The sequence below is a fragment of the Pseudoalteromonas rubra genome, from assembly GCF_004212645.1.
Taxonomy (GTDB): domain Bacteria; phylum Pseudomonadota; class Gammaproteobacteria; order Enterobacterales; family Alteromonadaceae; genus Pseudoalteromonas; species Pseudoalteromonas rubra_G.
The window spans coordinates 1-25,334 of sequence record NZ_PPUZ01000073.1 but is presented as its reverse complement, the minus strand read 5'-3'; the positions used below and the strand labels follow the sequence as shown (position 1 = coordinate 25,334).

Here is a 25,334-nt window from a genome sequence, read left to right as displayed (position 1 = left end):
AGGATTTGATCAACAAGGCCGTTGTAAACCCTAAATGGCCAATACATTCCGAAAGATTCTTAGGTTTTGGTAACGTTGACTTTAGAGTAACAGTGAATAGCGAAGGTAAGGTTGTAGAACACCAAATTACTCATTCTCAGCCAAGGAGAATTTTTGATAGGGAATCACTTCGCGCGTTAAAAAAGTGGAAGTTTAATTCGTCAAAGTATGAAGAGCGCTGCTTCGACATAACTTTTAAATTCGACTCTGACAAATTTGAGTAGGTGGGTTGTAACAAATTGCTCAGGTTCGTTTGTAAACTTACTGGGACAATTAATCTTTGCCTTGGCGCTTCGCGCGAGTTTTGCCAACTATTGATTGCCCCAAAGTAAAGCGTTAACTGTCATATGGATATACCGCTAGGCACTGCTAATTCAAAGTTGTACGAAAAGAACGGGCTTACTCACTACAAAATCAGCCCCATCTCTGGCATGCAAATTAACTTTTACCTTAATGCACCTGTAAATAAGCTTAGAATAGAAGACAACAACATCTTCTATGACTCAGGGTCCTACAAGCTCAAACTTGAGTTCATAGAACAAGAACATGCAATATATAAACTTCGCATCAAACCTATCTACTTCTGGGTTTTGCCTTTTGGCATTACATTTTGCGAAATATCAAAACCAAACAAAGAAGCTCTGTTTGCTGCCATAGCAAACAGTTAATAAGTCTCTCAAAATGCCCAAAACGCTTGGCTAGCCAAGCATGTATCTGCCCATTGGGTTGGGCGTTATTCTTCAGAGGTAAAAATGCACATAAGGAAATATGCAGAGGGCGATTTTCAGTCCATTGAAGAAATATATAACCTGTCTAAATTAGATGAGCTGGCACGGGAAAGCGCAACGTTTACTTTATTGCCTTTGTCAGAAGATAAAGTCCGCAATAAACTGTTGTTTGAATCTCAAATATTTGTTTATGAACTTGAGTCTGTAGTTGCCTTTTGCGCTATCTTCGGGTCAGAAATCAGAGCGTTATTTGTGCACCCTGATCATCGCGGTCAAGGCATTGGCAAAGACTTACTTGAACACTTAGTTGCTCTGTCTTCGCAAGAAGTGAGTTTGTATGTTGCCGCTTCAAATTCTTCTGCAATCGAAATGTATAGCAAGTTTGGTTTTGTGATCACTGAAACATTCGAAACCACGTACAATTCTATGGCTGTAACGGCAAATAAAATGCAAAGAACTGGCATCTAACAAAGGACTATCACGCATCCATATAATCAATGAACAGGGCACTTAGGTTATCGTGACTTTGGTCGCCCAGTAAGCAAGTTTTTCCGTGACTTTAGCGGGCTCAATGGGTTTAGTAATGTAGTCATCCATTCCGGCATCCAGGCACTTTTGCTTGTCGCCCTGCATGGCGTTTGCGGTCATGGCAATGATGGGGATATCGGCCTGAAGGCTGCCGGCTTGTGAGGTGCGAATACGTCGGGTGGCTTCATAGCCATCCATTTTGGGCATTTGGCAATCCATCAGCACAAGGGTGTATGGCTGTGTTTCGTCAGCTTCTCGTAGTTTTTCCAGCGCTTCCAGGCCATTTTCTGCAATGTCGGTTGTAACACCCAGGTGCTCTAAAATTCTCACAGCAACCAGCTGATTCACTTTGTTGTCCTCAACCAGCAGTACACGGGTGTGTTTGGCCCACGCATAGGTAGTATGGTCGTCTTTGTCACCGAGGCTATCCGTGCTTTGATCTTCTGCGTTGTGGTCGGTCTGTGCTCTGACCGTAGACAGTGCTTTTAGCAAGTCCTGTTGTGTGGCAGGTTTTGTGAAATAGCCATCGAGGGGGACAGAGCTAGATTCTATCGCGTCAAACTGCTCATCCAGTAAAGTCATCATTATCAATTTAATATGACTAAGCTTAGGGTTTTGTTTGATTTGCTGAGTCAGGGCCTCGTAGCTCAATGTCGGTAGTGCTCTGTTGAAGAATACAATATCAACAGATCGATCGCTCAGCACTTGCAGTGCCTGTTCTGCGTTGGAGGCTTCACTGACTTTAATTTGCCACAGCTCAAGTTGTTTTTTAATGACTGCGTTGCTCGAGGTTTGCGGGTCAACTATCAGCGCGTGTAAATTGTCGGGCTCAAATGAGGGAGGATCTTGCTCCGGAAGTGCACCTTTAGTAACCATGCAGGTAAACTCGAAGCAGCTACCTTCGCCTACCTTACTTGTTACATACACATCGCCTCCCAGCAGCTGACAGAGCCGTTTAGTGATGCTCAGGCCCAGGCCCGTCCCTCCGTACTTTCTGGTGGTTGAGGCATCTACCTGGGTGAAGGAGTCAAACAGGCTTGAGAGCATCTCCCGGGGAATGCCTATTCCGGTATCCTGAATTCGGCAGGTTAGTACTGCCTGATTGTCATCTTTGGAGCAGGCTAATGATGCACTGAGAATAATCTCGCCTTGCTCGGTAAATTTGATTGCATTGCTTAAAATATTAGCCGCGATTTGGCGGATCCTGCCGGGGTCTGAATTAACCATGGCTGTTTCAATACCCGTTAAGTCGAGTACTAAATCGACGCCCTTGGATTGTGCCGCAAGGGCCATGGATTCGGCAAGCTGCTCGAACAGCTGCCGAATATCAAAATCGATGAAATCCAGCTCAAGCTTGTCGGCTTCTATTTTTGAAAAGTCCAGGATATCGTTGATCAGGCTGAGCAGGGAGTGGGCGCTGTTACTGGCAATGCCCACCGAATGTTCCTGTTCTGGTGTCAGTTCGCTGTGTTTAAGCAGCTCCAGCATGCCCAGCACCCCATTCATCGGTGTTCTTATTTCATGGCTCATATTGGCCAGAAACTCAGATTTTAGCCGGGTTGCCTGTTCGGCTTTTTTTAGTGCGGATTCAAGCTCTTTGGCCTGTGATTGCAAAGACGCAGTTTTTTCCGAAACTTGCTCTTCCAGCTGCAACACAAACTGCTTTTGCCGGTCTAACTCTGCTTTTTGCATACGGGTACGCAGGTAAATCACGGTAAAAATAACCAGAGCACAGGCCAGCGCATATAAGGTATAGGCCCACCAGGTTTTCCAGGGGGGCGGGGCAACATGCAGGTTAACCGATAAAAGTTGCTCGCTCCACTCGCCGCGACTGTTGGTTGCCTTGACCTGGAATGTATAAGAACCACCATCCAGGTTGGTAAAGGTGGCCGTATTGCGGTTGCCGATTTCAATCCAGTTGTCGTCGTAACCTTCGAGTTTATAGGCATATTGGTTTTTATTGGGAGAGACAAAATCGAGCACGGCAAATTCCAAAGAAAAGATGTAATCTTCGTAGGTCAGATCAATATCGGTAACGTAGGAGTAGGGCTTCTCGAGGTTGACGGGCTGACCCATTTTATTAAAGCCAGTCAAAATAAGGATCGGGTCTTTCAGGGTGGACTGCAAAGGGCGCGTACTAAAATACTCGATACCGCGCTGGCTGCTGGTAAACAGCAAGTCTCGCTTTGCTTTAACCAGGCTGTCGGGGTAGTAATTTAGCCCAAGTAAGCCATTGTGGCTGTCAAAGTTACTGACTTTGCCACTTGATGGCGAAAACTTAGTAACCCCCCGGTTCGTGGTTAACCACAAATTGCCACGCATATCGTCCGAGATGGCACGGATCAGATCGCTGGGCAGGCCGTTTTGGGTGCTGAAGTGCAAGAAGTTGTTTGTTTTAGCCTGATAGAGATTAAGACCCTGCTGGGTCGCAATCCAGAGCTTGCCATCCTGTGACTGATAGATGTCCTGCACTATGCTGCCAAGCAGGCTGTCTTTGCGATAGGGGTTATTAACAAAGGGCTGAAAAATTTGCTCTTTCTCCAGCCACAAATTGACACCATTGCCAGTACCAACCCACATGTTATGGGTGTTGTCTTTGTATATCGTCAAAACTTCAGGGTGCGATAAGCCGTAAGAGGCATCGAGGTGCCGGAATCTGTTTGAATCGGGGCTGTAAATATAGACCCCGTTTTTGTAGGTGCCTACCCAAAGGTCGCCTTGCTTATCAACGGCCAGCGCTCTGATCTCTCTGAATTGTCGATGGTTTGGGTCGTCTTGTGGGTAGCGGATCAGCTCAACAGTACGCGTATCCAGGTTAAATTTTGCCAGACCTTCATCCTGCGCTATCCATAAAGTTGTCTCACCGTCGAGATGGAGTACCGGCCGCTCCAGCAATCGGTTTTCGCTAAACCCATTCGAGGCGTTAAAGAGTGGCGCCGAGAGCGGGTGCAGGGTTTGTGATGCCACATCCCACCTCAGCAAGTGCGAGGTCGAATTGACTATGAGTATGTCGCCGTTTTTATCTGCGGTAATACCATTGGGCGCTTTGAGCATTGAGCTGTTGATGGATTTAAACTTACGATGTGGCACCAATTTAAAAATGCCGTGCACTTCGTTGGTGATCCACAAGGTTCTGGCATTGTCCTCAAAAATAATCCGCATGCCGCTGTTGTACTCAAGGTCCAGCTGAACTAGTTCCGTATTTGACGGGTGTTTTCTGAAGACTCCTTTGCTGGTAACAAACCAGATATAGCCGTCTTTGTCTTCAATCATGGAATTAACTTGCCCCAAATGGGCATCGCTGCCTGGGCCAATTTTGCTAAACACACCACTGGCCGGGTCAAAGAAAAAGGGGCCTTGCTGGGTTCCAACATAGAGTTTGTTGTGCGACGTCTTTAAAATGTGCCTGATCTCATTGGTGCCGGTCGGGGTGGTATTGGTTGGATCGGGGAAAAAGTAATGAACGTTTTTTGTTTTCTTATCATAGCGATTCAGACCATAACTGGTCGCAACCCAGAGGTGGTCCATGCCATCGTTCTCGATATCCCATATTCGATTGTGAGATAAACCTGTGATCGCCTCTGAGGTTTTTTTGATGTGTTCAAAGCGATTTTCCCCAAGATAGCGGTTGAGGCCGCCATCATACGAGCCTAACCAGATTGAACCATCCAGATCATGATATAAAGATTGGATCCGGTTGGCAGAGATAGAGTCGGCGCGCTTGGGGTCGTGAAGAAAGTTCTCGAATTGCCCTGTTTTGGGGTTATAGCGATTCGCACCACCGCCCCAGGTGCCGATCCAAATGTCGCCATTTCGGTCTAACATCAGGTTGCCGGCATCATTGTGTGACAACCCGGTGTTGCTCTGGCCATCGAATTCAAACAGGGTGACCTTACGGCCATCGTAGCGCATTACGCCATTTTCGGCGGTGCCAAACCACAGCAGGCCTTGTTTGTCCTGGATGATGGAGTATATCTCAGAGGAAACAAAGCCATCCTCTGCGGTTAGTTTCTTTACTGAGTACTGATTGGCGAGTATGGGAATATCGCCAAAACACAGCGCAGGCAGCAAAGCCATCATGGCGACAACCAGACGGATGAAAAAAAACCGTTTACCCACATGCATGATTGGCAACCATGGAAAATGCTTAAAAATGCAACTCGTTTTCTTAGGCTAGTTGAATTTGCGCTTAATTTCTACGCATTTGATTGTTTGTACGGTAAAAAGATCATTGCGCCATCGCGCCTGCGTTATCTGCAGCGAACGCGATTTGGGCCCTGATCAGGCCCTGTCTTGTTTAAAATAGCTTTGTTTTTTACTCATCTACAGAATGAAACAGAGGGCGACACGTCGCCCAGATTTAAGCCAGCTCGCTGAGGGATTGTTCCATCGCTTCACGCATTTTAAATTTTTGCAGTTTACCGGTGACTGTCATCGGGTAGGACTCAACGATACGTATGTGTTTGGGGACCTTAAAGTAAGAAAGTTTGTCTTTAAGGTAATCCCGCACTGTTTCTTCAGCAATGTAATGCCCGGGTTTTAGTTGCAGCCAGGCGCAGACCTCTTCGCCATATTTTTCATCGGCTATGCCAAATACAGCGGCGTCCTGTATATTCGGGTGATGATACAAAACTTCCTCAATCTCTCTGGGGTAGATGTTCTCGCCGCCGCGGATGATCATGTCTTTGATGCGACCTACAATGGTTACGTAACCTTCGTCGTCCATCACACCGAGATCGCCAGAGTGAAGCCAGCCTTCGGTATCTATGGTTGCCTGGGTTTTGGCATCGTCCAGCCAGTAACCTTGCATCACACCATAGCCTCGGGCGCACACTTCGCCGGGTATGCCCCTCGGGGCCAGTTCACCACTTTCGTCTATGATCTTGACCTCGGTATGGGCGATGGCCCGGCCAACTGTCGTCACTCGTTTAATCAGTGGGGCAGAAACCTCGGTAATATGGTTAATGGGGCTGCACTCAGTCTGGCCATAGCCAATTAAGATGTCCGTCATATGCATTTTGGTCTGAACATCTCGCATGACCTTTTCCGGACAGGTGGCACCGGCCATAACCCCGGTTCTGAGTGAACTCAGGTCAAACTGATTAAACTGCTCATGCTCCAGCTGTGCAATAAACATGGTGGGCACGCCATGCAGCGCAGTGCATTGCTCGGCCTCGACGGTTTGCAGTGTCAGCAGCGGATCGAATGCGTCGTTGGGGAACACCGCACAGGCCCCCTGACTGAGGCACACCAGGTTGCCCAGCACCATGCCAAAGCAGTGGTACAGAGGCACCGGAATACAGAGTTTATCCTGCTCGGTCAGTTGCATGGCCTGGGCAACCAGATAAGCATTGTTGAGAATATTGCGATGGGTTAACGTCGCGCCTTTGGGGTTGCCGGTAGTCCCCGAGGTAAACTGGATATTAATGGCGTCGTCTGGGCTTAATTGGGTGGCAATGGTTTGTAGCGCGTCATAGTCTTGCGGGCTCGCCAGCGCCAGTAATTGACTGAAATCGCGCAGGCCTGCGGGAGTTGGCTCATCGGGGTTTGCAATGACCACAACATGCTTGAGGTTTGGCAGGCGCGGTGCTTTCAGTTCCCCAAAGGCACAGCTTTGCAGTGTGGGAGCCAGCTCTTTGAGCATATTAACGTAGTGACTGTGCTTAAACTGGGTGGCCATAATAATCATTTTGCAGCCTGCATTATTGAGCGCAAATTCCAGCTCGGCAGGACGGTAAGCCGGGTTGAGGCACACCATAATGGCACCGATCCGCGCGGTGGCAAATTGCACCAGTGACCATTCGAGGTTATTGGGTGACCAGAGTCCAACTCTATCGCCAGGCTGGATCCCACAATGCAACAGGGCGGCGGCCAGCTCATCAATGCGCGCCAGATAATCGCGGTAGCTTAATCTTTGTTGCTGATGGCGAACCACAATGGCGTCACGCTTGCCATATCGCTCGGCAATATGCTGCAGATAATCACCAATGGTGTAGTCAAGCAAAGGCGGGTTAGACACGCCACGATGATAGCTAAGCGCCGGGTTATTTACTGATGTTGTCATTATCTATTCCTTGTTGTCAGTGTGCTCGCTACCAGGCACACCCGCTAAAGCCACCAGCGTGCCTGAAAAAGTAATAAGCTATAACGTTAAGAAATAATAAAGTGGTGCCTAATGCAAGCTAGAGCCGATGAAATGACATGAAATTAGACTAAAGGCTAATCGCATGCAGTGTGTTGCTAAAAAAGGCGCAGTTGCATCTTGAATTGCCACTTTGCTGACCCTATATGCACATTTGGCGTCTTGACGAGCCAGCCTCCCAGCCTGTGCTCAGATGCGCCTGCACATATAACAAATCACTTTCATCTCAATAGCTTTGTATTAGGAGGCCAAATGCTTACGGTGCGTGATTTATCCCGGCGTTATGGCAGTTTTACTGCCGTGAACAATGCCAGCTTTAATATTGAGCCTGGTCAGATAGTCGGCTTGCTTGGCCACAATGGCGCAGGTAAAACCACCATAATGAAAATGCTTTCAGGTTACCTGGAGCCGGATGCAGGGGAGGTGACACTTGATGGCATCAACCTCGCTAACAACCCCACGGCGTTTCAGGCAAAACTGGGCTATCTACCCGAAAGTTTGCCCGTCTACCCGGATATGCTTGTCGCCGACTATCTGGATTTTGCAGCCAGTTTAAAAGGGCTACAGGGTCAGCAAAAGAACCAGCAGATCAAACAGGCTATTAGCGCAACCGCGCTAGAAACACGTTTACTTTCTTCTATCTCATCTTTGTCACGGGGCTATAAACAAAGGGTCGGGGTGGCGCAGGCCCTGCTCGGTGAGCCACGTCTGTTGATCCTGGATGAGCCAACCAATGGCCTGGATCCACAACAAACACAGCAAATGCGACATCTGATCAAGGAAGTAGCCAAACGGGCAACGGTTATATTGTCGACCCACATTATGCAGGAAGTTGAAGCCTTGTGTGATCGCGTGATTTTGCTGAGCAAAGGTGAAGTGCAACTCGACAAGCCACTGAGCGAGCTAAAAAGCAGCAGCCAGGTGGTCGTGTGTTGTGATGCAGCCCCCGCACAGCTCGGGTTTATTTCCCGCCTAAACGGCGTGCAGCGCTTTAACCTGGTTACGCGTGAAGGCGAACACTATAAATATCATCTCGATCTGACACCAGGAGCTGAGCAGTCATTGGTGTGTGCTGAACTGGTTCAAAAACTCATTCATTGTGGGATCCGCGTTTTTGAAGTCGGGCAGTTAAACCGAGACTTGGAAACCTTATTCAGTGAATACAGCCATAAGGAGACAAGCCATGCAGCATAATGCAACGTCATTGAGGCTGTGCTGGACCATTGCGGCCAAAGAGTTGGGATTGGTATTTTCGTCGCCACTGGCGTACCTGTTCTTACTGATTTTTGGTGGTGTGGCCCTGTTTACTTTCTTCTGGGCTGAGGCCTTTTTTGCCCGCAATATTGCGGATATTCGACCTTTATTTGAGTGGTTACCAGTACTGATGATCTTTTTGTCATCGGCCTTTACCATGCGCCTTTGGAGTGATGAGCGCCGCACCGGTACGCTGGAATTTGTTTACACCCAACCTCTTGGGTTGTGGCAATTTGTATTGGGCAAATTTATTGCCTGTGTGCTGTTGCTGTTACTGGCTTTGGCCATCACTTTGGTGGTGCCACTGAGTGTGTCATTTTTGGCTGAGCTGGATTGGGGTCCGGTCTGGTCCGGCTATCTGGCAACGGTATTGCTGGGCAGTGTGTATCTCAGTATTGGCTTGTTTGTCTCCGCCAGAACAGATAACCCAATCATCAGTTTTATGCTCGCCACGTGTATCTGTGTACTTCTATATGTGATTGGTAGTGAAGGGCTGACCGGGTTTTTTGGCCACCAGGCTGCGGAAGTTATGCGCTTAGTGGGAACGGGCAGTCGCTTTGAATCCATCGCCCGGGGCGTACTGGATTTAAGAGATCTGTATTATTACTTATCCCTGATCCTGGTCTTTTTATTGCTCAATGTGTTTGCTCTGGAGCGCGCCCGCTGGGTGGATAAACCCGTCAAGGCACATCACAAACACTGGCATCTGGGAGTCACTTTTGCCATCGCCAATTTGCTCTTTGCAAACCTCTGGTTATACAAGTTACCTTATTTGCGCGTTGATACCACCCAGGGCCAGCAATACTCCATTTCAACTCAGACGAAACGCTATTTGCAGCAGCTGGAGGAGCCTTTACTGATCCGCGGTTATTTCTCAGCTAAAACCCATCCTTTGTTGGCGCCGCTGGTACCACAGATGCGAGATCTGATCGCTGAATACGAAGTGGCTGGTGCAGGCAAAGTACGGGTAGAGTTTATCGACCCTCAGCAAAATCCGCAGCTGGAAGAGCAGGCCAATCGTGAATACGGGATCCGGGCAATGCCGTTCCAGGTTGAAGACCGTTATCAGTCTGCAATCGTGAGTTCTTATTTTGATATTCTGGTCAAATATGGGGATCAGTATCAGGTACTTGGTTTTAGAGACTTAATTGAGGTTAATGCCCGCGGTGAGAGCGATCTGGATGTGGTGCTCAGAAATCCGGAGTATGACCTGACCCGCACCATTAAATCCGTCCTTGAGGATTACCGCGCTGAAGGCCAGATATTCGACATGGTAGATAAACCATTAACCTTTAATGCTTACGTATCTGCGCCACAAGCGCTACCCGAGCAGCTCAATACTTTGCTTGAGGATATCAGGCAGGTGATGACAACACATGAGGCTGACGCGAATGGCAAGCTCAGTGTGAACTATCTGGATCCGGCTGAAGACAGCGCGCTTGCACAGCGTCTGGCTGAGGAGCTCGGGATGATGCCAATGCGAGCCGGTTTGTTATCCAGCGATGAGTTTTACTTTTATCTCACTCTCGAAAACGACGAGCAGGTAGTGCAGCTGGCGCTGGAAGACTTCAGTACCGAGGCGTTTGAGCGTAGCTTTGACGCTGCGGTAGAGAAGTTTGCACAGGGTCTTAATAAACACATTGCGCTGGTAATGCCGGATGCCATGTCATCACCGGGTCGATACGGGCAAAGCGCTTTTAGTCAGGTCGAGCGTTTGCTGGCCCAGCAGGCCAATGTGAAACGGGAAGATTTGTCGGATGGCCATGTTGATGACAGTACCGATCTGCTGTTGTTGCTGGCGCCTGAGTCTCTGGATGAGCAAGCACTGTTTGCGGTAGACCAGTTTATGATGCGTGGCGGGACGGTTGTTGCTGCAACCTCGCCTTATCAAATTAATCTCAGTGGCCGTAGCCTGAGCCTCACTGAGCACAACAGCGGCCTGCAAGCGTGGTTGGCGCATCATGGTGTAAATATACCAAAGCAGGTGATCCTGGATGAGCAACATGGTGCGTTCCCGGTGCCTGTGACACGTAACGTTGGCGGCTTGCAGTTCCAGGAAATCCAAATGCTGGAATATCCTTACTTTGTGGATGTCCGGGCAGAGGGCCTGAACAAGCAAAGCCTGATCACCCGTGGGCTTGCCCAGGTTACAGTGCCCTGGTCTTCGGGTATTGACTATCAGGGCGAAAACAACTTTGAACCTCTGTTACGTAGTTCTGAACAGGCCTGGCAGACAACACAATTGGATGTGATGCCGAGTATCAGCGCACAGGGAGAGGTGAGTTATCCGCAAGGCTCACAGCGCACACAATTCGATATAGCTGCCGTCATAGAAGGCCGTTTTACTTCCTACTTTGCCGATAAGCCATTAACAAAACGTGCTGATGAGGGCAAAGAGCAAACCGAAAGTAGTGAAGCAGAACACACCGAATTGCAGATTGAGCAAATGGTTCGGCACTCGCCAGAAAAAACCCGACTAATCGTGTTCAGTAGTAATGCGATGTTTAGCGATCAGGTACTTGGCTTGATTGGCAGCACCAATCAGTCTGCCTCGCTTAATAATCTGGCACTGTTACAAAATACCCTCGACTGGGCGCTGGAAGACGATGGCTTGCTGGGGATCCGGGCTCGGGGTCATTTCAACCGGACCTTACCTCCGCTCACTGAGAAAACCGCAATGCACATCGAGTTGTTTAACTATGGTGTGGTTGCAAGTCTTATTCTGATCATTGCATTGGTGGCTAAAGTGCGTCGTACCAGACGCCTGGCACGCCACCAGTCGGCTTTTACGCCAGAGGAGGCACGTTAAATGAAACTAATAATGTGGTTAGGCTTTGGTCTGTTATTGCAGTGTGGCGTGGCTGCGTTGCTTTGGTTGAATGATGGCAGCGACAGCGCTGTTACCAGCGCCTGGCAGGTTCAACAAAGTGAAATTACCCGGTTAGCGCTCAGAACTCAATCTGAGGAGGCTGAGCAAAGTGTTGCCCTGATCAAATCAGGCGATAACTGGGCGCTGGAGTCGCATCCGGCGCTGGCGGTTGATCAGAGTAAAGTCCAGCGTGTGCTAACTCAGCTTAGTCGTTTGTCGATGCGTTTTCCTGAAACCACCAGCCAGGCAAGCCATACGCGCTTCAAAGTAGCGCAGGACGACTATGCACTCAAACTGGACCTAGGTGACGCAGGGCAACTCTATGTTGGTAATACCCCGGCATTTAAGCAAGTATATGTTCGCCCGGGAGAGGGAAATGAGGTCTACCGGGTTGAGTTAAACCGCTATGATCTGAGCACGGAAATTAAAAGCTGGCTGGAATCAGACTTACTGTCTCTGGACGAGGTTAGTCGGATCCGTGTTGGCGACTCGCAGCTCATTAAACGAGACGAAAGCTGGGCGCTGCACAAAGCGGGTGAAGAGCTGAGCGACTCACTGGATACCGACAGCCTGAAAGCGGCATTAAGGACGCTTGAGACTTTGCGTGTTGGTGCTGTGAGCCAGGCCAGTTTGGAGGTTGTGGCCCGCTTTGAAGCCGGTGACGATGATATGTTGTCCCGTTATGAGCTGGCGCGCCAGGATGACCAGTATTGGGTTCGCAAAGCGGGCATTGAGGGCTACTGGTTCAAATTGTCCCAAAGCGACTTTGCGGCGCTGCAATCTTTAAGTGACCCTGAGCAACTGTTGGTTGCTGATACTCCTCAGCAAGACACTTCGGAGCAAACCTCAGACTAACCTTGCTTTATGTATAAACAAAAGCGCCGGTGCTCTTTGAGTCACCGGCGCTTTTATACGTTCAGGCAGCTTATGCCAAATCTTCTTTAGTATCGACGTGCTCAGCCTTATGCTGCTGCGCAATTTCTTCGCAAAGCTCGTGTTTGGTGCGGTTCTCAGCCACACGCCTTGCCGTCAACCAGTAGAAGAATAGGGGCAGGAAGAACACGGCCAGGAAAGTGGCGGCGAGCATGCCACCCATAACCCCGGTGCCAACACTATGACGTGCACCCGCACCTGCCCCCGAGCTCAGTACCAGCGGTACTACACCCAGAATAAAGGCCAGTGAAGTCATAATAATGGGGCGGAATCTCAACCTTGCCGCTTCCAGTGCGGCCGCAGCCGGGCTCCAGCCTTGTTGTGTCTTCATCAGCGCGTACTCAACGATCAGAATGGCATTTTTACTGGCCAGGCCAAGCAAAGTAACCAGACCAATCTGGAAGTAAACGTCGTTGGTTAAACCTGCAACCCAGATTGAGATAAGTGCACCAAAGGTACCAAAGGGCAGTGCCAGCAACACCGAAATAGGCAATGACCAGCGTTCATACAGCGCCGCCAGGATCAAAAATACCATCACAACGGCCAGCCCCAGTGCCAGACCGGTTGTGCCTGAACTGCGCTTTTCCTGATAGGCGGATGCCGTCCACTCAAAGGTCATATCCGGTGGCAGAACCTGTTTAGCGATGCGCTCAAATTCAGCAATGGCCTGGCCAGAGCTGTAACCGGGCGCGGCATTACCCATCAGCTTAACGGCCGACAAGTTATTGTACCTTTGCAGGGTTTCCGGACCCCGGCTGTATTCAATGTCAGTGAACGCCGAAATAGGGACCATCTCACCCCGGTTGTTTTTCACATAAATGCGGCCAACATCTTCAGGTGACATACGGAACTCTGCTTCGGCTGACAACAGCACCTGCCAGGCACGACCAAACTTGTTAAAGTCATTGACGTAGTAATTACCCAGGTTGGCAGCCAGTGCGTTGAACGCCGAGTTGATGTTTACGCCCATGGCACGCGCCTGCTCTCTGTCCATATGAACTTTCAGCTGCGGCGCATCTGGTCGCCAAAGCGTTTGAATACCGGCCAGGATGGGGCTTTTTTGCGCTTCGCCCATCAGCATTTGCATACCTTGTTTAAGGCGCTCAGGATCGGTTCCAGCTTTGTTTTGCAGGTATACCTCAAAGCCGCCGGTGGTACCCAGGCCAAAAATGGCTGGAGGATTGAAGGCCAGCACTAGCGCTTCGTTGATCCCGGCGGTCTTCATAAACAGCTCACCAACCAGAGATTTAGTATCAATTTCGCGCTCATCCCAGTGTTTCTGGGTAATGAACAGGGTCGCTGCACTGTTTTTGTAACCGCCACCGATAAAGTCAAAGCCGGTAAAGGCCACCACATTTTCATTGGCAGGGTTAGACTGAGCAGCTGCAACTACTTCGTCAACCACCGCTGCGGTGCGCTCCAGTGAGGAGCCATCAGGCAGGAACACCGCGGCAATGTAAAAGCCCTGATCTTCATCTGGTACTAAAGACCCCGGGGTTTTTTGCCAGATAAATATGGTTGCGCCAACCATAGCAGCCATAAGCACTAGGCCAAGCAAGCCGCGGCGGATCATAAAGCTGACGGAGCCGACATATCGGCCAGTGACGCGCTGGAACCAGTTATTGAACCACAAGAAGAACCCTGCAGTCTGCTTATGCTCATGTTTGAGGATCATCACACACAGCGCCGGTGTCATGGTCAGTGCAACCACACCCGACAGGCTCACCGAAATCGAGATGGTAATGGCGAATTGTCGAAACAATTCACCGGTCAATCCACCCAAAAATGCGATAGGGACGAACACTGAACACAAGACCAGTACAATTGCGACCACCGGGCCGCTGACTTCCTGCATCGCTTTGATGGCAGCTTCACGGGCATTCAGGTGCTGCTCGTGCATGATCCGCTCAACATTTTCCAGAACCACGATGGCATCATCGACCACAATACCAATAGACAACACCATGCCAAAGAGTGTCAGGGTATTAATGGAGTAACCCAACATATACAGCCCGGCAAAAGTACCAAGCAGAGAAACCGGGACTGCGAGAGTCGGAATTAAAGTTGCGCGCCAGTTTTGCAAGAACAGGTATACCACTAAAAATACCAGCACCATGGCTTCAACCAGGGTGATCAGTACTTCACGAATAGACACCTCAACAAAGCGGGTTGTATCGTATGGAATACCGTGGTCTAGCCCAACCGGAAACTGCTGGCGTAGCTCAGCAATCTCAGACTCTACCTCTTTCGCGACATCCAGTGCATTGGCACCCGGTTGCAGGAAAACACCCAGCAATACGGCTTCTTTACCGTTAAAGGTACCGGCAAAGTTGTAATCCTTGGAGCCCAGCTCGACACGCGCAACATCTTTAAGGCGCAGGGTTGAGCCATCCGGGTTCGCGCGGATGATAATCGCCTCAAATTCTTCAGGTGTAGACAAACGACCTTTGGCTGTCACACTGTACACCAGTTCCTGCGGCTGGCTGCTGGTTGGCGTGGCACCTATAGTTCCCGCTGCATACTGTGAGTTTTGCTCACGGATAGCTGCTGTGATCTCCTCGACGGTTACACCCAGCTGACTCATTAAATCAGGGCGGATCCACACACGCATGGCGTAATCTTTGGCACCGAAAATTTGTACACTGGTAGTACCGGGAATACGCTTAATGCGGTCAAGAATATTCATAGTCACGTAGTTTGACGTCCACAGACTGGAACGCGTACCATCAGGCGAATAAAACGCATGAACCTGTAAGAAGCTGGATGAACCCTTAGCAACCACAACGCCCTGGCGGCGTGTTTCTTCCGGCAAACGCGCTTCAACCTGTTTGACCCGATTGTTGACGTCGACCGCGGCCTGATCAATATCGGTGCCTATCTCGAAAGTGACAGTGATAGTGGTTGTACCGGAACTGGTACTGGTTGACTCCATATACATCATGCCTTCAACCCCGGTGATGGCATTTTCTATCGGGGCTGCAACCGTTTGCTCCAATACATCGCCAGACGCGCCCGGGTAAAAGGCGGTTACCTGAACCTGAGGAGGGGCTATTTCAGGATACTGTGCAATGGGCAGGGTGCGCATTGCTGCCAGACCGGCCAGTACTATGACAATGGAGATCACAAAGGCAAATATCGGGCGATCGATAAAATACTTAGAGAACATACAATTATTCTCCTTCACCGCTCACAGCGACAGGCATACCTGGAAAGAAGATCCTTGCCATACCTTCAACTATCACGGGTTGGCCGGGCGTCAGGCCTTGTCGTATCACCCACATATTTTTACCATCCAGGTTTACCCATTCGCCTACTTCAACAGGGGCGGGTAAAGCAACCGTCATACCTTGCTCGTTCTCGGTTGCAATGTAGACAAACTTGCCCGTGCCGTTATCCAGCACTGCTCGCTGAGGTAACACGATGGCATTGTTGCGCACTGCGCCCGACAGACGAACGCGAACAAACTGACCTGGACGTAGCTCGCCATCGGGGTTATTGATGCGGGCTTGGAGCTCACTGGTACCGGTAAAGCGATTGACTCGCACGTCTGAAAAGTCAACTTTGCCGGAGTGTGCATAAACAGAGCCATCCTGCAGCACTATGGTGGCGTTGAACTCGTTGTTCTTGGGTAGGCTGAGGGTGCCACTTTCGACATCCTGGCGCATAGCCAGTTGCTCCCGCTCGGAAAAACCAAAGCGAGCGCGCATCATGCTGGTGTCAGTTAACTCACTCAGCAGTACGGTGGGGCCAGAGACATAGCTGCCTTGCGAGACAAACTCCCGACCCATGATACCCGAAACGGGTGCTTTAACCTGCGCATATTCCAGGTCCAGCTGCGCTTCACTGAGTGCAACTTTTGCAGAGTCCAGGTTTGCGATGGCCACTTCGTACGCAGACATAGCATTATCGAAATCACGCTTTGACACTGAACGTTCGTCTTTCAGGCGTTCCAGGCGGTCTTTCTCGCGCTTAGCCTGGGCTACATTGGCTTTGGCTGCGTTGAGTGCCGCTTCGGCTTTTTCAAGCTCCAGCTCAAGTGGGCGAAGCTCAATGGTGAATAAAGAACGCCCGGCTTTAACATACTGACCTTCTTCAAAATTGCGGGACTCAATCAGTCCCGACACGCGAGCCCTGATCTCCACTTCTTTGTCGCCGGCCAGGGTTGCTGGTAGCTCGATATTAAATGGCACACTCTGGGTTGTGACTTTGTTGATACTTACCTGCGCGGGTGGCATAGACGGGCCACCTTGGCCTTGCGGTGCCTCGGAGCAGGCGGAAATTACGAGTGCAGACAATACCGCTGTTGCCAGGTGTACTACACGACTGCTTTTGTGGGCTGGATACATGTATACTCCAAATCCTGATTAAAATTTTTTATTCCTGAATAGAGACGAACTGGCCTCTCATTTATTGGGTTTACTTTCGCATTTATTCGCTGACGTGTTCACAAATCAATCGAGTAAGTGTAGCACTGCTTTTGTAATCACGTGTGCCGATTTTATTACTATCGTTCTAGTCCAGTAGTCAGTGAATAGATTGTCGTGCGGTGGGCTGTCTACACCATAACAGGGCAAACCGCGTCAGTATTAAAGCACTGTAAGTTGCTCATCACTTGGATTTTCAGTCCGTTTTTCAGTGCTGAGATGAGTCGACAATGTTGCGAGTAGACGCAAGTGTATACCTAATTTTTTATTGGGTAAACGGTGTCGTGTACTTTTTTGCTGGGTATGTATACTTGAGCGTTTACTTTCGCATTAGCCCTTTTTAAGTTAAACTACTGTTAATTTAAAACAGATGTCCGAGTCGATGACCGAGCTTACTGAAAAACAACAAGCAATACTAAGCGCAGCGGTAGAAGAGTTTGCACAGCGGGGGCTACAGGCCACTACCATGGAAGCAATTTGCACCGCGGCTGGAGTATCCAAACGCACTTTATATAAACATTACGCGACCAAAGAAGCTCTGTTTGATGCTGTGGTTGTTTCTTTAATTGAAAGAATACAGCCAATTACGACCATTCAGTTTATTCCAAACTACGACTTTGAAATTCAGTTGCGTCATTTGGCAGACAGTGCCGTTTCTTTGCTGGCGGATGAAGACTACATTAAATTGTCGCGCATCGTGATGATCGAATCGATGCGCTGTCAGGCTCAGGCTGACAGACTTAATCGTAAATTCAGCCAGTGTGAAGCGGCAATGAGTCTGTGGTTTGAAGAAGCGTCACGCGCAGGGTGTCTGGGTACTTTTTCTGCGCCATTCGCAGCCGCTTTTTTCTGGGGCGCGTTAAAGCGGCTGACATTCTGGGACCAGGCCATCCGCTGGCAGGCTCCGCTTGCTGAAGCGGATCTGGATGCTTTTGTGACCCAGGCCTGCCAGCTGTTTTGTGGTGGTATTAAATATGCCACGCAGCAGTCAATCTGAGCCACATCGCGGTGGTTATTCAACCCCAATAAATCCACCGGTTTGGTGTGTCCACAATTTGGCATAGATGCCATTTTGTGCCAGCAGGGCATCGTGTGTGCCTTGCTCAACAATCTGGCCCTGATCCATTACGATCAGGCGGTCCATTTGCGCAATGGTCGACAGGCGGTGTGCAATGGCAATCACGGTTTTACCTGTCATCAGACTGTCTAAACTATCCTGAATTGCGGCTTCTACTTCGGAGTCCAATGCCGCGGTTGCCTCATCCAAAATCAGAATTGGGGCATTTTTTAGCAATACCCGTGCAATGGCAATACGCTGGCGTTGCCCGCCAGACAGCTTAACACCACGCTCACCCACCTGGGCATCCAGTCCGGTATTACCCAGGCTGTCTTCAAGCCCATCGATAAACTGACTTGCTTGTGCTTTATCAATTGCATCCAACAGCTCGGCTTCGCTGGCATCGGGCCGACCATACAGCACGTTATCACGGACACTGCGGTGCAGCAGCGCGGTGTCCTGGGTGACCATGGCAATGTGCGCGCGTAAGCTTTCCTGATCAACCTTTGCAATATTTTGCCCGTCTATTTCAATGCTGCCTTGCTGAACATCGTAAAAACGTAGCAGCAGATTAACCAGGGTTGATTTACCTGCGCCCGAGCGGCCAACAATGCCGATTTTTTCGCCCGGGGAGATGGTGAGGTTGAGCCCCTGAATAACAGCATGCTGATCAGCGTGTTTTTTCCGCTTGTAGGCAAAATGCAGATCGGTAAACTTGATTTCACCCTGTGTGATTTTTAATGCAGGCGCGTTGGGCAGATCCTGCACGTCTAGCGGTCTGGCTAAGGTATTTTTACCGTCAATGGCTGTGCCAATGTTTTCAAACAAACTGGATACTTCCCACATGATCCACTGCGACATGCCATTAAGGCGCAAAGCGAGGGCAATCGTGATTGCAATTGCCCCGCTGGTGATGGCGCTGAGTGACCAAAGATAGAGTGAACCCGCGGCGACACTGAACACCAAAAGGAAGTTTAGGGTCTGGATACTGACGTTTAACTGGGTTGCCAGTCGCATCTGGGCATAGACAGGTTGAATGAACAGGTCCATGCTTTCCCGGGCATAGACTTCTTCGCGTTTATTATATGAGAATAGCTTCACTGTGGTGATATTCGTGTAGCTGTCGACCACACGGCCTGTCATCTGAGAGCGAGCATCGGCTTGTTTACTGGCGACCTGTTTGAGCCGGGGGACAAAATAAAACTGCATGCCAATGTACAAGGCCAGCCAAACCAGCAAGGGGATCATCAGCCTCATGTCATTGTCGCTCACCAGCGCAAGCATCGCGCCAAAGTACACAATAACGTAAACCAGTACATCCAACAGTTTCATCACTGCTTCTCGGATGGCCAGGGCCGTTTGCATCACTTTGGTTGCAATGCGCCCGGCAAATTCATCCTGATAGAAAGAGATACTTTGTTTTAGCAAATAGCGATGAGCCAGCCAGCGAATGGCCATAGGGTAGTTACCCAGCAGGCTCTGGTGCAGAATCGCACTGTGGAAAAACACCAGACAGGGCAGACCGACCAAAGTGATCACGGCCATAACCGTGAGCTCCTGGCGTTTGACTTCGAACAACTCAGCGGGCGTGTACGCCTGCATCCAGTCAACCAGCGTGCCCATAAAGCCAAACAACATCACTTCGAGTGTGGCCAATGTTGCAGCTGCCAGCGACATCAACAACAGAGGCCATTCCATGCCTTTGGTATAAAACCGGCAAAACGCCAGCAAACCTTGTGGTGGCTGGGTTGCCGGTCGCGCTGGGAATGGGTCGGTAAATCGTTCGAAAAACTTTAGCATATTGCCTCCTGCATGATGACAGTGCCGGGCTGACCCTGCGAGTTGATGTTAGGTGTGTTCTTATGTCTGTTCAGAAAAAGCGCACGCGCCTTGCGTACTTATAACGCAGAACACGACTGAAAACCAAGTGACAATTAGGAAAAAGTGAAATAAGAGAAAGTGTTAGCGGTGTGTAGTTGGGTCAAAAAGCCCGGCCTATGTGCCGGGCGGTAGGGTTATTCCGCCTGCTCGGCTTCTTCGTGACCATAGGTTTTACGCATAATGTATACGTAGGCGTTATGAAACGCTTGTTCCTGGTACTTTTTTAACCCTGTATCGGCGAAATCGACTGGCACCGGATTACGCTTCAGCTGTTCTTTAACCTCAGTAGAGGACAGTAATTTGACGTCTGTGCCTTCGATAAGCTGCATCGCTGTTTCCATTTTAAAGCCGGCCGCGCTGCCCGCGAACTTGCCTTTGTGGGCACGTTGACGGATGGCAATAGAGTCAATTTTGTAATCTTCTACCAGCTTGGCAAAGTCGAAGTGGAATTTGCGCATCGCGTCTGTGTCCTGGCCAATATTGCCAAGGGTAAAACGCGTCTGGCGAATATCGCGAATATCAAAAACGTCTTCTTCTTTGCTCAGCAGGCACAGCAGGGCCTCGCTGCCGGTAATCTCTACACCGAGTGTTCTCATTGTTGGTTTCCCATTAACTGGTCAAATAAATCGTTACAGGTAAAGATCATATCACAGCTCGCGATGAGCGAGAACTCATTGCAGTATCATTTCGATGGCAATGGCGGCGTGATCTGAATAGCGAATGTCTTCTTCGTCGCGTTTGGGGTCTAAGTGCGACGCATAATTATGATAGGTCAGGCGCCTCACTTTACTTTGTTCAAGGTTGGGGTTGAACTCTTTAGAAGCCAGAATATAGTCGAGTGTATTCCCTGTACCCTGATAATAATGTGTCGGCGGCTTTTGGCCAAAACTAAGCTGGTTGTCGGCCAGGCAAAAGCTGTCGAACAGACCGACGCTATTAACATCCTGATGCATGGCACTGGTCGGGAACTGCCGAGTCATAAAAGACAGCGCCGGACTGGCAATATGGTCGTTGAAATCGCCCATCACGAGTGTTGCAGCGCCTTTCTCGCGCTGCGTTTTGAGGGCATCGTAGTAAACAATAGAGGCCTCCAGTGAACGGGAGATCTGCGACTGCATGGTGCCCACGGTCTGATGTAATAACGTGAGCAGCGGATCTTCAACGGAAGCATTGCCCAGCATATGGGCCATAGAATGGACACGTTGAGATTTAAAATGCACCGCATAGACGGTTGTCAGGCCAAAACCGGGTAGTTCAAAGCTGCATTTTATGGGCGTGCGGTTAAACTTAAACTGGTGCTGGTTATTAAGGTATTCCAGAAGTTCAGGACAAGGTTCCAGCGGAGTGAAGCTCTTAAATGGGAATTTACTGGCAATGGCAACGATGGGGTTAAACAGCACATTGGGATAAACCAGGTCGGGTTTGGGCGTATCGACGGTGGCAAAATAGGGCAGCCCTAAATCTTCGCATAAGGTAGCCAGTGTTTCCGGGCTAAAGACTTCCTGAAATACAATCACGCTTGGGTCCATATGCTGGATAAGACCCGTGATAAACTGAGTTTTGGTCAGCCATTGGGTGTCATTGTAGGATTCATCGAGCTGATAAAAAGAATAGGGGGGCGCAGCAAAGTTCAGCAAATTGAAGGATGCAAACTTGTATGTGTGTTTCTGTGCCATGGTTTTCCTCGTCATTTTACCCAAATCCCTGCTTAATCTTAGTCTTTTCCTTGCAACTCGCCACGTGAGCGTTCACAATGGGCGCTGCGTTTGAAAGTCCCCAGACTCTGTCAGTATATCACTGTTCAATCAATGCTTATTCGTAAAAGCGTTGATGGGCGTCAAATTTAAAAGAATTAACTTAACTAATACATGTGATGCGTTGTAGGTGTCACCACTGTAAATAGGAATTATCATGCCAGTAATTACTCTCCCTGACGGCAGTCAGCGTATTTTTGAAAACCCGGTTACCACTTTAGACGTTGCTCAGGACATCGGCCCTGGCCTCGCGAAGGCAACCATTGCCGGTCGTGTGAACGGCGTGCGAGTGGATGCATGCGACCTGATTGAACAGGACGCGCAGCTTGAGATCATCACCGCAAAAGATGAAGATGGTTTAGAGATCATTCGTCACTCGTGTGCGCACCTGATTGGCCACGCGGTTAAGCAGCTTTTCCCAGAAGCCAAAATGGCGATCGGTCCGACCATTGACAATGGTTTCTACTATGACATCGACATGGAGCACTCGCTGACTCAGGAAGACCTTGATGCCATCGAAAAGCGCATGCTTGAACTTGCTAAAACTAACTATGACGTTGTTAAAAAGAAAGTAAGCTGGCAAGAGGCACGCGACGCATTTGAAGCGCGTGGCGAAACCTACAAAATGGAAATCCTGGATGAAAACATCGACAAAGATGACCGTCCAGGCCTTTACCACCATGAAGAATATGTGGACATGTGTCGTGGTCCGCACGTGCCAAACATGAAATTCTGCCAACACTTCAAAATTATGAAAGTGGCTGGCGCATACTGGCGTGGTAATGCAGAAAATAAAATGCTGCAGCGTATCTATGGTACTGCGTGGGCAGATAAGAAGCAGCTTAAGGCTTACCTGAAGCGCCTGGAAGAAGCTGAGAAACGCGATCACCGTAAAATCGGTAAAGCGCTTGATCTGTGGCACTGGCAGGAAGAAGCGCCGGGCATGGTTTTCTGGCATAACGACGGTTGGAGTATCTACCGTGAGCTTGAAGACTTCGTGCGTGAAAAGCTGCGTGAGTATGCTTACGAAGAAGTTAAAGGCCCACTGATGATGGACCGTGGTCTGTGGGAAAAATCAGGCCACTGGGACAAATACGCGGATGCGATGTTCACCACAGAGTCTGAAAAGCGTGAATATGCCATCAAGCCGATGAACTGTCCGGGCCACGTGCAAATCTTCAACCAGGGCCTGAAGTCGTACCGCGACTTACCACTGCGTATGGCTGAATTTGGCTGTTGTCACCGTAACGAGCCTTCGGGTGCACTGCACGGTCTGATGCGTGTTCGTGGTTTTACTCAGGATGATGCACATATCTTCTGTACAGAAGAGCAGATCATGGATGAAGTATCAGCTTGTATTAATATGATCTATGATACATATTCGACGTTCGGCTTTGAAAAGATTGTTGTAAAACTGTCTACGCGCCCTGAAAAGCGTATCGGCGACGACGAAATGTGGGACAAAGCAGAAGAAGCGCTGGCGGATGCACTTAAAGCAAACGACATCGAGTTCGATTATCTGCCAGGCGAGGGCGCGTTTTATGGCCCTAAGATCGAGTTTACTTTGTACGACTGTCTTGAGCGTGCTTGGCAATGTGGCACAGTACAGCTAGACTTTGCTTTACCGGGCCGTTTAGGCGCGACATATGTAGCAGAAAACAATGAACGTAAAACGCCAGTGATGATCCACCGTGCAGTATTGGGGTCACTGGAACGCTTCATTGGTATTCTGACTGAAGAGTATGCGGGCTTATTCCCAACCTGGCTTGCACCTAAGCAAGTGGTGATCATGAATATCACCGACAAACAGGCCGACTATGTGCAAGAAGTTGTACAAAAACTGAATAAACTTGGAATTAGAGCTGGTGCTGACTTGAGAAATGAAAAGATTGGCTTTAAAATCCGCGAGCATACTTTAAAACGTATCCCGTATCTCCTTGTTGTTGGAGACAAAGAAGTTGAACAACAAGAAGTCGCGGTAAGAACACGCAAAGGTGAAGACCTGGGCAAGTTCTCTGTTGATGAGTTTATCGCTAAGATCAGCGAAGAAATCAAAGACAGACGTTAAATTAACAAACCTGTGCGAAAGGCTTATCAACTAACATAAAACGCTTTTCGCACAATATATTTTTGACTTTTTGGAGGATCGTACCATTAGAGGCGGCAAAAAAGGGCAAACTACTGCTCAGAAAAATCGTATCAATGAAGAAATCACAGCGAAAGAAGTTCGCTTAATTGACGCTGAAGGCGAACAGGCAGGCGTAGTTTCAATTAGAGAAGCAAGAACGCTTGCAGAAGAAGCCGGCCTGGACCTGGTTGAGATCAGTCCGAATGCAGAGCCACCAGTCTGTAAAGTTATGGACTATGGTAAGTTCCTTTTTGAAAAAGCAAAAATACAAAAAGAACAAAAGAAAAAGCAAAAACAGATCCAGGTTAAAGAAATCAAATTCCGTCCTGGCACGGACGAAGGCGATTATCAGGTCAAACTGCGTAACCTTCGCAAATTCCTTGAAGCGGGCGATAAAGCGAAAATCACCATTCGTTTCCGCGGCCGTGAAATGGCCCACCAGGAAATTGCCATTGAAATGCTAAATCGTTTGAAAGCCGACTTGGAAGAGGTGGCTCAGGTTGAGTCATTCCCTAACCGGGTTGAAGGGCGTCAAATGATTATGATGATGGCACCTATTGCGAAAAAGTCTTAATCAAGGCATAATACGCGCCGATTTAACGATCGACAGAATTTAACTCAGGTTTCAAGTGCGTAAGCCACCTGAGTTAACCGGTACCTAAGTAAAGGTCACGTGTGACTTTTCACCGGAATTAGGGTGCATACCAGGCCAATAAAGTGATGTTTATCATCCGCCTGCTTGCATAATGTTAACGCAATATCATTTGGAGTTATTGCAATGTCTTACAAACTAAAGACACACAGAGGTGCTGCTAAGCGCTTCAAAAAGACTGCTTCTGGCGGTTTCAAGCGTAAACAGTCGCATCTTCGTCACATTCTGACTAAGAAATCTTCTAAGCGTAAGCTTCACCTACGTAATAAGACTATGGTTCACAAGAATGACCTGGGTCTTATCAATCGTATGTTACCATTCGCTTAATAGAGGATATCAGAAATGGCAAGAGTTAAACGCGGTGTTATCGCACGTGCACGTCACAAAAAAGTATTAAAGCAAGCTAAAGGTTACTACGGAGCACGTTCACGTGTTTATCGCGTAGCTTTCCAGGCAGTAACTAAAGCAGGTCAATACGCTTACCGTGACCGTCGCGCTAAGAAACGTACTTTCCGTCAACTATGGATCGCACGTATCAACGCTGCTGCACGTCAAAACGGCCTTTCTTACAGCCGTTTCATCAATGGCCTTAAAAAGTCATCTGTTGAAATCGATCGTAAGATCCTAGCTGATATCGCAGTATACGACCAAGTAGCTTTCGCAGCACTAGTTGCTAAAGCAAAAGAAGGTCTTGCAGCTTAATTCTCTTAAGCTAAGCGATTGAAAAGAAAAGGAGCCAATGGCTCCTTTTTTTGATCTTGCATGTTTAAAATAAAGCGTTATACCAATTTGCTTAATTAAGTGTTCTATTTTGAGGCGAGAAAATATGTTCGATAACACCGCTCACGCGTCCTGCTATCGCTGAGGTACCTACGTCCATGTAGGCAAGGCAAAAATTTGCGATCTCATACCTTAGGTAAAGGTTATAAATAAGAAATTTTTAAC

At 48.9% G+C, this 25,334-nt stretch carries 18 protein-coding genes; 11 read left to right on the top strand and 7 right to left on the bottom strand.

Going from position 1 to position 25,334, the window contains the following annotated elements; all coding sequences use genetic code 11:
• The 3 genes from C3B51_RS20220 to C3B51_RS20210 form a co-directional block, all read left to right on the top strand.
• The coding region (locus C3B51_RS20220) for a TonB family protein (RefSeq protein ID WP_130246217.1) at positions 1-263 on the top strand (263 nt) is incomplete at its 5' end.
• Positions 264-386: 123 nt separating this feature from the next.
• The gene (locus C3B51_RS20215) at positions 387-707 is read left to right on the top strand and encodes a hypothetical protein (RefSeq protein ID WP_130246216.1); all 321 of its coding nucleotides are present in this window, start codon (positions 387-389) and stop codon (positions 705-707) included.
• An 84-nt stretch (positions 708-791) separates the two neighbouring features.
• Complete coding sequence (locus C3B51_RS20210; RefSeq protein WP_130246215.1) at positions 792-1,235, top strand: GNAT family N-acetyltransferase; 444 nt, start codon at positions 792-794, stop codon at positions 1,233-1,235.
• A 42-nt stretch (positions 1,236-1,277) separates the two neighbouring features.
• Here C3B51_RS20210 and C3B51_RS20205 read toward each other — a convergent pair whose 3' ends face one another.
• Entirely contained in the window at positions 1,278-5,420 is a 4,143-nt protein-coding gene (locus C3B51_RS20205) for a hybrid sensor histidine kinase/response regulator (protein WP_130246214.1), read from the bottom strand.
• A gap of 235 nt (positions 5,421-5,655) precedes the next feature.
• Positions 5,656-7,359, bottom strand: coding sequence for an AMP-binding protein (locus tag C3B51_RS20200; protein ID WP_130246213.1), 1,704 nt, complete (start codon positions 7,357-7,359; stop codon positions 5,656-5,658).
• A 330-nt stretch (positions 7,360-7,689) separates the two neighbouring features.
• Between C3B51_RS20200 and C3B51_RS20195 the strand changes: the two genes are divergently transcribed.
• Genes C3B51_RS20195 through C3B51_RS20185 form a run of 3 tightly spaced genes read left to right on the top strand, consistent with a single transcriptional unit; the run spans position 7,690 to position 12,415 of the window.
• On the top strand, positions 7,690-8,631 hold the full coding sequence (locus C3B51_RS20195; RefSeq protein WP_130246212.1) for an ABC transporter ATP-binding protein: 942 nt from the start codon (positions 7,690-7,692) through the stop codon (positions 8,629-8,631).
• Entirely contained in the window at positions 8,621-11,500 is a 2,880-nt protein-coding gene (locus C3B51_RS20190; protein ID WP_130246211.1) for a Gldg family protein, read from the top strand. Before C3B51_RS20195 ends, C3B51_RS20190 begins: the two co-directional genes overlap by 11 nt.
• Positions 11,501-12,415, top strand: coding sequence for a DUF4340 domain-containing protein (locus tag C3B51_RS20185; RefSeq protein ID WP_130246210.1), 915 nt, complete (start codon positions 11,501-11,503; stop codon positions 12,413-12,415). It abuts the gene before it with no gap.
• A 70-nt stretch (positions 12,416-12,485) separates the two neighbouring features.
• Here C3B51_RS20185 and C3B51_RS20180 read toward each other — a convergent pair whose 3' ends face one another.
• Together C3B51_RS20180 and C3B51_RS20175 are read right to left on the bottom strand one after the other, a co-directional pair.
• Positions 12,486-15,659, bottom strand: a complete 3,174-nt coding sequence (locus C3B51_RS20180; RefSeq protein ID WP_130246209.1) for an efflux RND transporter permease subunit — start codon at positions 15,657-15,659, stop codon at positions 12,486-12,488.
• A 4-nt stretch (positions 15,660-15,663) separates the two neighbouring features.
• Positions 15,664-16,839 carry an efflux RND transporter periplasmic adaptor subunit gene (locus tag C3B51_RS20175; protein WP_125717623.1) on the bottom strand — a complete coding sequence of 392 codons (1,176 nt, stop codon included), beginning with the start codon at positions 16,837-16,839 and terminating at the stop codon, positions 15,664-15,666.
• A gap of 460 nt (positions 16,840-17,299) precedes the next feature.
• On the opposite strand from C3B51_RS20175, the gene C3B51_RS20170 reads away from it, so the two are divergent.
• A complete protein-coding gene (locus tag C3B51_RS20170) occupies positions 17,300-17,914 on the top strand; it encodes a TetR/AcrR family transcriptional regulator (protein WP_125717622.1) in 615 nt (204 codons plus the stop codon).
• A gap of 15 nt (positions 17,915-17,929) precedes the next feature.
• Here the strand turns inward: C3B51_RS20170 and C3B51_RS20165 are convergent, their stop codons facing one another.
• From C3B51_RS20165 to C3B51_RS20155, 3 genes are all read right to left on the bottom strand, one after another.
• Complete coding sequence (locus tag C3B51_RS20165) at positions 17,930-19,774, bottom strand: ABC transporter ATP-binding protein (protein WP_130246208.1); 1,845 nt, start codon at positions 19,772-19,774, stop codon at positions 17,930-17,932.
• Between the two features lie 215 nt (positions 19,775-19,989).
• Complete coding sequence (locus C3B51_RS20160) at positions 19,990-20,451, bottom strand: DUF3010 family protein (RefSeq protein ID WP_125717620.1); 462 nt, start codon at positions 20,449-20,451, stop codon at positions 19,990-19,992.
• A 75-nt stretch (positions 20,452-20,526) separates the two neighbouring features.
• Entirely contained in the window at positions 20,527-21,531 is a 1,005-nt protein-coding gene (locus C3B51_RS20155; RefSeq protein ID WP_130246207.1) for an endonuclease/exonuclease/phosphatase family protein, read from the bottom strand.
• A 235-nt stretch (positions 21,532-21,766) separates the two neighbouring features.
• Between C3B51_RS20155 and thrS the strand changes: the two genes are divergently transcribed.
• The 4 genes from thrS to rplT all read left to right on the top strand — a co-directional run bounded on the left by thrS (position 21,767) and on the right by rplT (position 25,091).
• Positions 21,767-23,677: a threonine--tRNA ligase gene (thrS, locus tag C3B51_RS20150; RefSeq protein WP_125780034.1), complete on the top strand. Its 1,911-nt coding sequence runs from the start codon at positions 21,767-21,769 to the stop codon at positions 23,675-23,677.
• A gap of 70 nt (positions 23,678-23,747) precedes the next feature.
• On the top strand, positions 23,748-24,311 hold the full coding sequence (infC, locus tag C3B51_RS20145; RefSeq protein ID WP_082078869.1) for a translation initiation factor IF-3: 564 nt from the start codon (positions 23,748-23,750) through the stop codon (positions 24,309-24,311).
• A 204-nt stretch (positions 24,312-24,515) separates the two neighbouring features.
• Positions 24,516-24,716, top strand: coding sequence for a 50S ribosomal protein L35 (gene rpmI, locus C3B51_RS20140; protein ID WP_010387195.1), 201 nt, complete (start codon positions 24,516-24,518; stop codon positions 24,714-24,716).
• A gap of 15 nt (positions 24,717-24,731) precedes the next feature.
• On the top strand, positions 24,732-25,091 hold the full coding sequence (gene rplT, locus C3B51_RS20135; protein WP_010387194.1) for a 50S ribosomal protein L20: 360 nt from the start codon (positions 24,732-24,734) through the stop codon (positions 25,089-25,091).
• Positions 25,092-25,334: the final 243 nt, after the last annotated feature.

Excerpts from the sequence above, each read along its gene's own strand:
- C3B51_RS20200 (WP_130246213.1), bottom strand. The coding sequence starts at position 7,359 with ATGACAACATCAGTAAATAACCCGGCGCTTAGCTATCATCGTGGCGTG.
- C3B51_RS20215 (WP_130246216.1), top strand. The coding sequence starts at position 387 with ATGGATATACCGCTAGGCACTGCTAATTCAAAGTTGTACGAAAAGAAC.
- C3B51_RS20210 (WP_130246215.1), top strand. The coding sequence starts at position 792 with ATGCACATAAGGAAATATGCAGAGGGCGATTTTCAGTCCATTGAAGAA.
- C3B51_RS20185 (WP_130246210.1), top strand. The coding sequence starts at position 11,501 with ATGAAACTAATAATGTGGTTAGGCTTTGGTCTGTTATTGCAGTGTGGC.
- C3B51_RS20195 (WP_130246212.1), top strand. The coding sequence starts at position 7,690 with ATGCTTACGGTGCGTGATTTATCCCGGCGTTATGGCAGTTTTACTGCC.
- C3B51_RS20160 (WP_125717620.1), bottom strand. The coding sequence starts at position 20,451 with ATGAGAACACTCGGTGTAGAGATTACCGGCAGCGAGGCCCTGCTGTGC.
- C3B51_RS20170 (WP_125717622.1), top strand. The coding sequence starts at position 17,300 with ATGACCGAGCTTACTGAAAAACAACAAGCAATACTAAGCGCAGCGGTA.
- C3B51_RS20175 (WP_125717623.1), bottom strand. The coding sequence starts at position 16,839 with ATGTATCCAGCCCACAAAAGCAGTCGTGTAGTACACCTGGCAACAGCG.
- C3B51_RS20155 (WP_130246207.1), bottom strand. The coding sequence starts at position 21,531 with ATGGCACAGAAACACACATACAAGTTTGCATCCTTCAATTTGCTGAAC.
- rpmI (WP_010387195.1), top strand. The coding sequence starts at position 24,516 with ATGTCTTACAAACTAAAGACACACAGAGGTGCTGCTAAGCGCTTCAAA.
- thrS (WP_125780034.1), top strand. The coding sequence starts at position 21,767 with ATGCCAGTAATTACTCTCCCTGACGGCAGTCAGCGTATTTTTGAAAAC.
- C3B51_RS20180 (WP_130246209.1), bottom strand. The coding sequence starts at position 15,659 with ATGTTCTCTAAGTATTTTATCGATCGCCCGATATTTGCCTTTGTGATC.
- C3B51_RS20190 (WP_130246211.1), top strand. The coding sequence starts at position 8,621 with ATGCAGCATAATGCAACGTCATTGAGGCTGTGCTGGACCATTGCGGCC.
- rplT (WP_010387194.1), top strand. The coding sequence starts at position 24,732 with ATGGCAAGAGTTAAACGCGGTGTTATCGCACGTGCACGTCACAAAAAA.
- C3B51_RS20205 (WP_130246214.1), bottom strand. The coding sequence starts at position 5,420 with ATGCATGTGGGTAAACGGTTTTTTTTCATCCGTCTGGTTGTCGCCATG.
- C3B51_RS20165 (WP_130246208.1), bottom strand. The coding sequence starts at position 19,774 with ATGCTAAAGTTTTTCGAACGATTTACCGACCCATTCCCAGCGCGACCG.